At 58.1% G+C, this 11,228-nt stretch carries 12 protein-coding genes; 10 read left to right on the top strand and 2 right to left on the bottom strand.

Translation table 11 applies throughout. The features are described from left to right. Positions 1-25 precede the first annotated feature (25 nt). Together ABFT80_RS10370 and ABFT80_RS10365 are read right to left on the bottom strand one after the other, a co-directional pair. Entirely contained in the window at positions 26-490 is a 465-nt protein-coding gene (locus tag ABFT80_RS10370; RefSeq protein ID WP_347971820.1) for a VOC family protein, read from the bottom strand. Between the two features lie 23 nt (positions 491-513). Beyond that, positions 514-987, bottom strand: coding sequence for a DMT family transporter (locus ABFT80_RS10365; RefSeq protein WP_347971819.1), 474 nt, complete (start codon positions 985-987; stop codon positions 514-516). On the opposite strand from ABFT80_RS10365, the gene ABFT80_RS10360 reads away from it, so the two are divergent. From ABFT80_RS10360 to ABFT80_RS10315, 10 genes are all read left to right on the top strand, one after another. Further along, on the top strand, positions 982-2,004 hold the full coding sequence (locus tag ABFT80_RS10360; RefSeq protein ID WP_347971818.1) for a LysR family transcriptional regulator: 1,023 nt from the start codon (positions 982-984) through the stop codon (positions 2,002-2,004). The genes ABFT80_RS10365 and ABFT80_RS10360 overlap by 6 nt on opposite strands. A gap of 174 nt (positions 2,005-2,178) precedes the next feature. Further along, positions 2,179-3,222 (top strand): LacI family DNA-binding transcriptional regulator, encoded by a 1,044-nt coding sequence (locus ABFT80_RS10355; RefSeq protein ID WP_347971817.1) that lies wholly within the window; start codon positions 2,179-2,181, stop codon positions 3,220-3,222. A 187-nt stretch (positions 3,223-3,409) separates the two neighbouring features. Then, positions 3,410-3,865 carry a MaoC/PaaZ C-terminal domain-containing protein gene (locus ABFT80_RS10350; RefSeq protein WP_347971816.1) on the top strand — a complete coding sequence of 152 codons (456 nt, stop codon included), beginning with the start codon at positions 3,410-3,412 and terminating at the stop codon, positions 3,863-3,865. Between the two features lie 62 nt (positions 3,866-3,927). Next, positions 3,928-4,905, top strand: coding sequence for a TRAP transporter substrate-binding protein (locus ABFT80_RS10345; RefSeq protein ID WP_347971815.1), 978 nt, complete (start codon positions 3,928-3,930; stop codon positions 4,903-4,905). A 77-nt stretch (positions 4,906-4,982) separates the two neighbouring features. Next, positions 4,983-5,546, top strand: a complete 564-nt coding sequence (locus ABFT80_RS10340; protein ID WP_347971814.1) for a TRAP transporter small permease — start codon at positions 4,983-4,985, stop codon at positions 5,544-5,546. Between the two features lie 4 nt (positions 5,547-5,550). Then, positions 5,551-6,831: a TRAP transporter large permease gene (locus tag ABFT80_RS10335; RefSeq protein WP_347971813.1), complete on the top strand. Its 1,281-nt coding sequence runs from the start codon at positions 5,551-5,553 to the stop codon at positions 6,829-6,831. 81 nt (positions 6,832-6,912) lie between these two features. Continuing rightward, positions 6,913-8,061, top strand: coding sequence for a CaiB/BaiF CoA transferase family protein (locus ABFT80_RS10330; protein ID WP_455189917.1), 1,149 nt, complete (start codon positions 6,913-6,915; stop codon positions 8,059-8,061). A 3-nt stretch (positions 8,062-8,064) separates the two neighbouring features. Then, the gene (locus tag ABFT80_RS10325; RefSeq protein WP_347971811.1) at positions 8,065-8,835 is read left to right on the top strand and encodes an enoyl-CoA hydratase/isomerase family protein; all 771 of its coding nucleotides are present in this window, start codon (positions 8,065-8,067) and stop codon (positions 8,833-8,835) included. A 39-nt stretch (positions 8,836-8,874) separates the two neighbouring features. Then, complete coding sequence (locus tag ABFT80_RS10320) at positions 8,875-10,005, top strand: ABC transporter substrate-binding protein (RefSeq protein WP_347971810.1); 1,131 nt, start codon at positions 8,875-8,877, stop codon at positions 10,003-10,005. A gap of 47 nt (positions 10,006-10,052) precedes the next feature. Then, positions 10,053-11,228, top strand: a complete 1,176-nt coding sequence (locus tag ABFT80_RS10315; RefSeq protein ID WP_347971809.1) for a fumarylacetoacetate hydrolase family protein — start codon at positions 10,053-10,055, stop codon at positions 11,226-11,228.

Here is an 11,228-nt window from a genome sequence, read left to right as displayed (position 1 = left end):
TCAAGGAAGTTTCTATCCGCGTCGCTCAGAACGACGAGGTCCGCCTGCCTGCCAACCATCGATCAAACTCCTGCTCTCGTGACAGAAGCTCAACCAAATGAGGCTTACTTTGGTTCCAGGTGACTAGCCAGTACGGGTTCTCCGGTTCGACCGACGCATGTCCCATCCGGTGCATACGCTCGTTCAGCTGGTCATATGTCGCGACATCCGTCACATAGAGGACGATGAGATTGTCGAGACTGGGGGCAGGGCAAGGGCTGCCTGCCTCATGCTGGGTGAATTCAAGATGCACGGCCTTCCCGGGCAGTCCAAGCATAACGCCGTCATAGTCTGCATGCGCCTGGAAGCGGGCGAGTTCGGGCAAGCCTAGCCCATCCCGATAGAAGGCAATCACCTCGCTGAGCTTGTCCGTAGGCCGAGCGATCCGGACCTGGACAGGCACCGCGTTTTCGCCAAGCGTGTATTCGGTTTCTAGTATTTGATCATTCATGTCGTTTTTCCTTTCTTTGAAATTCACGTGCCGGATTGGGTCAACCGCCACAGGCTTGGCCCTTGCATGACAAGGACGCCCGCAACGACGACAGCGGCTCCGATGAGGCGGGGTGCGGTCAGCTGTTTGGCCTCGAACCCGACCAGGCCAAAATAGTCGATGGCCAGTGACGCCAGTATCTGGCCAGCGATGACGGCAGTCATGAAGCCGGCAGCGCCCAGTTTCGGCGCCAGCATCAGCGCTGCAGTGATGTAGATCACGCCCACGACCCCGCCGATCCATATCCATTTGGGCTGGTCTGCCAGACTGGCGAAGGACGGGCCTGAAACCCGCAGAGCCAGCATGACCGGCACGACGCAAATCGCGCTTACCGCGAGCGATATCAGTGTCGCCCAGAGTGGATGCCCCAGCGTACGGCCGAGGGCGGCATTGGCGCCGGCCTGCAAGGGCACCAGCGCCCCGGCCATCAGCGCAGCAAGAAACGTGACAGATTGCATTGGAAGACCTTTCGCAAACGAATAGGTCTCCTACCTATTTATCCAGATCTACCATTTGAAATTCATATTTCCTCATTTATTATGCATGATATGAATAATCTTCGCGGAATCGACCTCAATCTGCTGGTCGTTCTCAACGCATTGCTGGTTGAGCGCCATGTGTCACGCACGGCGCTACGTCTGAACATGAGCCAACCGGCCGTCAGTCACGCGCTCGCACGGCTGCGGGCTCTGCTCGATGACCCGCTGTTTACCCGGCAAGGCGGTGGGTTGGTACCGACCATTCGGGCCATGGAGCTGTCCAAGCCACTGGCTGAAGCGCTCGCCCAAATCCGCACTGTACTTGGGCCTGATAGTTTTGAGCCAAGGCGCACCCGGCACACATTCAGGTTGGCAATGTCCGACTATGGCGCGGAGATCGTCCTGCCAAGCCTGATGCGCGAACTGCGGCGCTCTGCTCCAGATATCGATCTGGCCGTCACCCAAAGCAGCCGCGAGGGGATGATCGCGGGAATCATGGATGGAGACATCGATCTCGGACTGGGTGTGTTTCCGGCACTGCCCGAGCAGATCCTTTCGGAGCTTTTGCTCGATGATGATTTTGCCTGTCTGGTCGATCGCTCTACGCTGCCCCCATCCGCTCAGTCGATCGACCTGGAAAATTATTTAGCCCGCCCCCATGCGCTCGTGGCTGTCCATGGCGAGGCATCAACTGAAATCGATGAAGCAATCCATGCGGCGGGATATGCCCGGCGTGTAGCGCTTATCATCCCGCATTGGAGCGTGGCGTCAAAGATTATTGCGGGAACTGATCTGGTTTTGACCGTGGCCCGGACCAGCCTGAAATCTTCATCGCAGGATAAACGACTGGCCGTTCTTCCGCTGCCGCTCTCGCTTCCCGCCATTCCCTTCAGCCAGATTTCTCATAAGAGACGTCAAAGCGACCCTGCACTGCGCTGGTTGCGGGAGATGATCGTTGCATCTACCGCTGCTGCCGAACCGTCATCGGCTGGCTAAATCAACGAGTTCTGGACCTGGGTGAAAGTAAGGTGGCTCGCCCTTCTTAAACCCGACATCATCTGGAGCTGGCAATTTGCAATCTTATGAAACGCCAGTGGGTTCATTTCCTTGTAGTTTTGAATGCGCTAATTGGGAATGTAACTGGATCGCTCCAGTGGTCAGGAAATATGGATGACGGAAGCCTTGACGAAGAAACCCCGTAGCCGGCGCATCACCAATGGTAGCGTCAAGATGGAAGACGTCGCACGGCTGGCGGGGACATCTACGCAAACAGTTTCGCGTGTGATCAGCAGACCCGAACTTGTTGCGGAGCCGACCCGCGTCGTGGTCGAGCAGGCTATACGCGATCTAAATTACATCCCGAACAGCGCTGCGCGACTTCTGGCATCCAGCGTCAGTCACATCGTGGCTGTCATCATCCCCAGCCTTTCGGCAACGGTCTATGCGCAAGAAGTTCATCACGTCGTGCGGGTGCTCGAAGAGCGCTCCTTCTCCGTCGTTATCGGTCACAGCGATTATTCCGAGCAGCGCGAGGAGCGTCTGGTGCAGTCGTTTCTCGAACGACGCCCCGATGGCTTCATTCTGACCGGAACCCAGCACAGCGACTTGACCCGGCATTTGCTGGCGCAGAGCGGAGTACCGGTGGTCGAAACCTTCGATGGCGACAACCCCGCCATGGATATTTCCATAGGTTTCAGCAACTTCGAAGCTGGCCGTACTGTTGCGGACCTCTTCCGCAGCCGCGGCCTGACGAGGATCGCTTATGTCGGCGGGCGCTCCGATCAGGACTTCCGCTCCAATGCGCGCTTCGAAGGTTTGACCTCACGATTGGCCGAAGATGGTCTTGCTCCAGTTGCCCGGATTGAGCTTACCTTGCCTATGCCAGCAGGCGACGGCGTGCGCGGTCTTGATCAGGTTCTTGGCATCGATCCGCTAACGCAGGCGATTTTCTTTAGCGCCGACACTTTGGCAATCTCAGCCCTCCTGGAATGCAATCGCCGCGGCATACGAATTCCGGAGCAATTGGCGATCTGCGGCTTTGGCAATTACGATTTTGCCGATGCCGTCGTGCCATCCCTGACAACCGTTGCTGTACCGTTCGACGAAATCGGCGCTCTTGCCGCCAATGCCGTATTGCGCCGGCTCGACGGCGTTGAAACTGGCCCGAAGAGTACGGTTGTTCCGCTGAAACTGATCAGGCGCGGCAGCGCCTGAAGAGGCAGGAAAAGCTCAAAAAGGGCTGTTGACACCCGTTTCTGATAGCGCTAACAAATTGTCATGGAGTTTCGGGAGGAAATCTGAAATTCTGGTTTTGCAATGCTGCTTGCGCGCTTGGGATAGGTGTTTGGCAAGTCTCTCGGCGGTGTGATTATATTGCGCTGCTGAGAAGGGAGGGGCGGGGATGTCGGCTGCAATTTACTTTGAGGCATTCAATGTCGGTTCCGTACGGCTTTCGCCGACGCGGACGATTACCGAGACGGATATCGTGGTTCATGCCGGGCATACGGGCGATTTCTTTCCCCATCATGTCGATGCCGAATTTGCGGCTAGAACCCCTTTCGGGCAACGTATTGCGCATGGAACGATGGTTTTTGCCATTGGCATAGGCCTCGCCGCTTCAGTCGTTAATCCGGCGTCTTTCAGCTATGGCCATGACCGGTTGCGATTCGTGCGCCCCGTCTTCATCGGCGATACGATCCAGACGCGCGTCACCGTCATGGAAAAGGCAGATGACCCCAAAAAGCCTGAATATGGTCGCGTTACCGAGCGCTGTGAGGTGATCAATCAGCGAGGGGAAACCGTTCTTGTTAGCGATCACATAAGGGTTGTTGAGAAATTCCCGAGGGCCAGCGTCTAGTTGTCTTCGGGGCGGGGGAGATTTTGCGGTGAAGCCGCATATCGTTTTAACGGGAGGAAAACATGCGAATTGTCTTGAAAAGTATGATTGCGGCGACCGCGATGATGGTGGCGCTGGGCGGTGCACATGCACAGGTTTCGGCTGTCTTTGGCGGCGCAGATCCGCTGGAAGGCGTTTACGATCGTCAGAACCAGCACTTCGTTGATCTCGTCAACGAACGCGGTGCGGGCAAGATCAAGCTCGAATTCATCCGCGGTGAGCAGCTCGGCAATGACGTTCAGGTCATCGAACAGGTGATGAGCGGCGCGGTTCAGTTCTATGGCGACGATTTCAGCTTCTATTCCGGCTGGGTACCGGAAATGAACATCGTCAGCTGGGGCTTTTTGTTCCGCGACAATGACCATGTGCAGGCCTTCATCAACAGCCCGACCTATGAGCGCGCGGTAGAAAAGCTGCGTGGCGAGCAGGGCGTTCGCGTTCTCGCAGCCGGACCCGGGCAGGTTCGCGTGATGGTCTCGAGCCGCCCGATCAAGGGTGTCGATGACCTTGCCGGCCTCAAGATGCGCGTTCCCGAAATCCGCTCCTACCTGACTCTTTGGGAAACGCTGGGAACATCGCCTGCTCGCGTCGCCTGGGGTGAAACTTTTCTTGCACTCTCCACCGGTGTCGTTGAAGGCGCTGAAGGCGGCATCTCTTCGATCTATGGCGCAAAATTCCATGAGGCCGCCAAAAGCGTAACCCGTACCGATCACGTCCGCATTATTGCGCATATCGCCGTCAACGATGCCTGGTTCCAGGCTCAGACACCCGAAATTCAGGAGCTGCTGACGAAGGCCGCTCAGGATGCGGTGAAGTGGCAGACGGAAACGGTGACAGCTGAACAGGCAGCAACCCTCCAGAAGATGGCCGATGATGGCGCAGTCGTGGCCGAGATCGACGTTACTCCGCTGCGCGAACGCTCCGAGGTGGCGGTTGAAAAGCTCGAGGCGGACGGCTTCTGGCCGAAGGGCCTCTGGGCTGAAATTCAGGCTCTGAAATAAGTCTCTGGCTGTGGTCGGCATTCTGCCGATCACAGTCATTTCCCGGTGCGCTTGTCGCCGGCACGAAGGAAGAATCCATGCTTTCGATCAAAATTGACCGCACCCTTGCGGGCATTGTGCGGCTGCTCGCCCGTATAGAACTGCATACGCTGGCTGTATTGATGATCTTCATCGTCGGCTCGATCGCCTTGCAGACCTTTACGCGTTACGCTTTTGGCCGCCCTATCACCTGGGTTGAAGAAGCCGGCGTCTACGCCTTTATCTGGGTCACCTTCGTCGGTGCGGCCTATGGCGCCAAGCAAGGCAAGCTGATCAAGGTCGAACTTATCAGCCACAGCTTTGGCGAGGCAGGCCTTCGCCGCATCCTGATGATCAGCCAGGTTTTTATGATCGCCGGCTGTGGGTATCTGGCGTGGATCACGCCGAGCGTCATCGCGATCGAAGGGCGCAGCTCCACCATTTCTCTGCCGATCGATGTTCCGCGGGCGTGGTTCTACTCCGTGCCGCTCTTTTATTTCGCCTGCGTAACGACCTTTTCGAGCCTCGTCCGGTTGCACCGGCTGGCAATACTCAAGGACTTTACGCCTCTTGTCGCGCCCTTCTCCGTGGAAGAGCAGGTCATTCCTGCAACAGTGAGCTGATCCCGTGCCGATTTTGATCCTTTTTGCAGGCTTCATTGTCCTGCTGGCACTCGAAGTGCCGGTTGCCATCGCGCTTTTCCTGTCGTCGCTGGCCTATATCGATCTCTTTTCGCCCCTGCCGATCCAGATCGTGGTTCAGCGCATGGCATCCGGTCTGGACAGCTTTCCGCTGATCGCGATTCCGCTGTTCGTTCTGGCAGGCAACATTCTGAATGGGGCAGGCATTGCCGAGCGCATCTATGCCTTTGCGGTGGCTCTGGTCGGCCACATCAGGGGTGGTCTCGCTCAGGTCAACATTTTCGGCTCCATGGTCTTTGCAGGAATGTCGGGCGTTGCTCAGGCTGATGCTGCCGGTCTCGGCACCATCGAAATCAAGCATATGAAGGAGCATGGCTACAGTGCTCCGTTCGCGGCGGCGTGTACTGCTGCATCCGCCATCATCGGCCCGGTCATTCCGCCGAGCGTCATCATGGTGGTCTATGCGGTTACGGCTCAGGTTTCGCTGACCAAGCTGTTCCTCGCCGGTATCATTCCAGGCCTCACCATGGGCCTGTCCTTGATGATCCTCGTTTGGGTGCTGGCGGCTACCGGCCGCGTGAAAGCACCGACCGAGCCGCGTGCCAGCATTCCGCTGATCGCAATCTCCTTCTGGCGGGCGCTGCCCGCACTCGTTGCTCCCATCTTCCTGACTGCGGGCATGCTGCTCGGCTTTGCCACACCGACCGAACTCGGCGCCCTGACGGTCATTTACGCGGTGGTGCTGGGCTTCATCACCAAGGACCTCACAATGTCCTCACTGATGCTGCATATCCGCCAGAGCGCGGTCACATCCGGTATCCTGACGCTTATCATCGCCGCCGCTGTGCCCTTCGGCTGGATCATCTCTGTGGGCAACTACGCGTCGGGACTGCTTGCCTTCTTCGAGAGCATCGGTGCCAACTGGGTTGTCTTCCTGCTGATCGTCAACATTGCGCTGCTGATCTTCGGTCTCTTCATCGAAACCACCGCAGTTCTGCTCATCGCGACACCGGCCCTGCTTCCTCTGGCAGCAGCCTTTGACATCGACCCGATCCATCTCGGCGTAATCATGATCGTCAACCTGTTGATCGGTGCGATCACGCCGCCGATGGGGGTGATCCTGTTCATCTGTCAGCACATTGCCGACATCCGCTTCTCGGAAATGGTGAAGGCGATTCTGCCTTTCTACATCCCGCTCGGCATCATGTTGCTGGTCATCACTTACTGGTCGCCCATCGTGATGTGGCTGCCGGGCGTCTTCTATTAATTTCATCAATCAAGGACTGAAAAAGTGACCAAGAGTTCCGGCATTCTATCCGGCTATCGCGTGCTCGACTGCTCCATCGCCATGGCCGGTCCGTTCGCGGCGCAGCGACTGGGCGACCTCGGTGCCGATGTCGTCAAGATCGAGCCAGTGACAGGCGAGTGGCAACGCCATGTCTCGGCGGGTGGCGCACGCGGCAACCGCATCAACGTCTCGTTCCTGTCGCTCAATCGCAACAAGCGCTCGCTTGCCATCGACCTGAAGTCGGCCGAAGGCAAGGCGGTACTTCTCGATCTCGTCAAGAGCGCCGACATCTTCCTGCAGAACTACCGGCCCGGCGTGGCCGGACGACTGGGCGTGGATTACGAGACACTGTCGAAGATCAATCCGCGCCTCGTCTATGTGTCGATGTCGGGTTATGGCGAAAGCGGCCCCTATCTCGACCGGCCGGGACAGGATCTGATCCTGCAGGGCATGTCGGGTGCGATGCTGTCGGCTGGTCGCGAAGGCGAAGCACCGACCGCCTCGGGCCAGTATATCGTTGACGCCGTTGCTGCCTACACAGCTTTCGAAGGTGCATTGGCAGCACTTCTTCACCGTGAACGCACCGGCGAGGGCCAACTTGTCCAGGTCAACATGCTTGATGCCATCACCAACATCCAGATGCAGGAATTGTCGGTATTCACGGTGGCGGGCAAGCCGCAGAGCCGTTCGGCCGAGCCGCATGCACATGTCTATATCCGCGCACCTTACGGTGCTTTCGCTACCAGCGACGGTTACATCATCGTTGCGTTCCCGCCGCTGAAGAAATTCGGCGAGATCATCGGCGAGCCGTCATTCCTGACGATGGACGACGAAACCGATAGCTGGCTTCAGCGTGACCATATATTCGCCTGCACTCGCGAACGGCTGAAGACAAAGACTTCTGCCGAGTGGCTTGAACTTCTGGGTGCTGCCGATATCTGGTGCGGCCCGGTCTATGGCTACAACGATCTGGTCGATGATGCTCAGATCAAACATAACGGCACCTTTGTCGAATACGATCATCCAACCGAAGGCCATGTGAAAACGCCGGGCTTCCCAATCCGCTTTTCGAAAACCCCGTCGCGGGTCGATCGCGGCGCCCCGATTACTGGACAGCACACGCGCGAGGTTCTCGAAGAGGCAGGCTTTGCCGCCGACCGTATAGACCAGCTTCTCAAATCCGGCGCGGTCACACAGGGCGAGCTTTGAACCATGACGCAGGATGTCTTGTTCTCGATCGACGGGGCGGTTGCGATCATTACGCTCAACCGTCCGCAAAAGCTCAATGCTGTCACGCCCGAAATGTCGGATGCAATCGTGGCTGCGGTGGAGAGCGTGAACGATAGCGATACGGTCCGCTGCGTCATCGTCACCGGTGCCGGGGAGCGGGCTTTCTGCGCCGGTTCCGACATCAAAGAACTCGACACTTACGAGACGCCCTGGCAATTCCGCAACCGGCCCGACTATTGCGATGCAATCCGCCGATTGCTGAAGCCGACCATCGCTGCAGTCAATGGTTACGCCTTTGGCGGCGGGCTAGAAACCGCGATGAGCTGCGATATCCGCATCGCCGCCGACAATGCGCAGTTTGCGGCACCGGAGATCAAGCTTGGCTGGATCGGCGGGGGCGGCATGGCTGCCTTCCTCGCCCATTCCATAGGTCCATCCAATGCCGCGTTGATGGTGATGACCGGCGACCCAATTTCCGCAAGCAAGGCGCAGGAATGGGGATTGGTCAGTGAGGTTGTGCCGCAGGCATCGTTGATGGAACGGGCGCGCAAGATTGCCGAGATCATCGCATCGCGCGCGCCGATCGCGGCAGAAACGGCAAAGCTCAATCTGCGTGCAGCATTCACCATGCCACTCGAAAAGGCCATCGAGTACGAGCGCGACCTTCAGACGATATGCTTTGCCACCGCCGATGCGATGGAAGGCCGGGCGGCCTTCAAGGAAAAGCGCCAGCCAGAGTTCAACAGGCGCTGATCGCAGCCGATCCAATCGACGACATACAGGAACCTGACAATGACCACGATTTTGAAAGGCATGACGTGGAGCCATCCGCGCGGCTATGATCCGATGGTGCGGTGCTCACAAGTGTTTCTTGAGCAGACCGGCATCGAAATCGTCTGGGACAAACGCTCCTTGCAGGATTTCGAAAGCTTCCCCGTCGAAAAGCTGGCGCAGACCTACGATCTGATCGTGATCGACCACCCCCATGTCGGTCAGATTACGGCTGAAAACTGCGTTCTGCCGCTGGATGTTCCTGGATGCGAGACCGAGAGACAGGCGCTGGAAAAAGCCAGCGTCGGCCCCTCATATGGAAGCTATTTCTGGCAAGGCCGGCAATGGGCTTTTCCGATCGACGCGGCGACACAGGTTCAGGCTTACCGGCCCGATCTTTTGCCATCCGCGCCAAAGCATTGGGATGAAGTAATACAACTTGCCAGCGATGGACGCGTGCTGTTGCCGTTGCGCTCACCGCATGCGCTGATGACCTTCTATACGCTTGCCGCAAATGCCGGGCGCCCTTGTTCCACCGTCAATGGCGATCTGATCGACCCGGCCTCAGGTGCCGAAACCTATAACCGGCTTCTCGACCTGGTTCGCCATCTCGATCCCGTCTGCTTCGACATGGACCCCATTGAGGCTTCCGAAGCCATGGCTGCCGATCAGGACGTTCTGGCCTGTGTTCCCTACACCTATGGCTATGTCAGCTACGCCTGGGAGGGTTTTCGCACGCGCCGTCTGGATTTTGCCGACATTCCGGCCGTTAGCGGTAACGGGCCAGTCGGCGGTACTCTTGGCGGCACTGGCATTGCCGTTTCTTCCCACACGAAGAACCCGGCGGCGGCACTGGATTTTGCTTACTGGATCGCCGCGGCCGCTGCCCAGACCGGACCCTATGCCGAGGTTGGCGGTCAGCCGGGCCATGCTCAGGCCTGGGAGGATGATGGTGTGAACCGTCCGGCGAACGACTTCTACCGCAAGACGCGGGCAACGCTTGAAGGCTCGTATCTGCGCCCGCGTCATGACGGCTACATGGTGTTTCAGGCAGCCGCATCCGAGCGTATCAGCGACGGATTGAAATCAACTGAGCCAGCCGAACCGGTGATTGCAGATCTCAATCGGCTTTTCCGTGCCAGCTTTTTGTGACATCGATTTCAACGAGCGACAAAACAATAAGCGTGAAGGGAACAAAGATGGCCATCGATCAGGCAACCGTTAATCTTGCTGCAGACGAAACCGCCGCACTTGTGGGGCGTGTGTTCCGGCCGGATGTGAATGGGCCTTCCGTCGTGCGCATCCTTGGCGGCCGCGTCATCGACATCACCGCTACGTTCCCGACTGTGCGTGACCTCTGCGAAGCACCCAAACCAGCCGAAGCCTTGCACGCAACCAAGGGTGAAGACATTGGCTCGGCCGAGGATTTTTTGAAGAATTCGGAAGCAGAGACGCAGAACCCGAACAAACCCTATTTTCTCGCCCCGGTCGATTTGCAAGCCTTGAAGGCGGCAGGTGTTACCTTTGTCGTTTCAATGCTGGAGCGCGTCATAGAAGAGCGTATTCGTGGTGATGCCTCCGCGGCTGAAGGGGTGCGTCAGCGCATCTTCGATCTGATAGGCGACGATATTCGCAAGCTCAAGCCCGGCTCGCCCGAAGCGGCAAAGCTGAAATCCGCACTCATCGAGGCGGGCGCGTGGAGCCAGTATCTTGAGGTTGGCCTCGGCCCGGATGCGGAGATTTTCACCAAAGGCCAGCCAATGTCGGCGGTCGGTCCGCAGGCGGATATTGGCGTTCACCCGGCCTCGACCTGGAACAATCCGGAGCCGGAAGTCGTGCTGGTGATTTCTTCGGCTGGAGCCATTGTTGGCGCGACGCTGGGTAATGACGTCAATCTGCGCGATGTCGAGGGTCGCTCGGCGCTGCTTCTGGGCAAAGCCAAGGATAATAATGGCGCCTGCGCCATCGGGCCGTTCATTCGCTTGCTGGATGATAGTTTTGGTCTCGATGATATACGCAATCTCGAACTGTCGCTGCGCGTCGATGGTCCCGAAGGATTCCTGATGGAAGGGCATTCCTCGATGTCGCAGATCAGTCGAGATCCCACCGATCTCGCAGCGCAAGCGCTGAACGAACATCATTGCTATCCTGACGGATTGATCCTGTTCCTCGGCACCATGTTTGCGCCGATCCAGGATCGCGACGAACCCGGCCACGGCTTCACCCACAAGGCCGGTGACATTGTGACCATCAGCACACCGAAGCTCGGAGCGCTGGTCAACCGGGTGCAGCCGACAAACAAGGCGGTGCCCTGGACGTTCGGCGTCTCGGCCCTCATGCGCAATCTGGCTGCGCGGGGACTTTTGCAGAGGTAA

Source organism: Foliimonas ilicis, from assembly GCF_039939195.1.
In the GTDB taxonomy this organism is placed as follows: Bacteria; Pseudomonadota; Alphaproteobacteria; order Rhizobiales; family Rhizobiaceae; genus Foliimonas; species Foliimonas ilicis.
The sequence above is the reverse complement of the archived record's forward strand: the minus strand, read 5'-3'. Positions and strand labels throughout refer to the sequence as shown.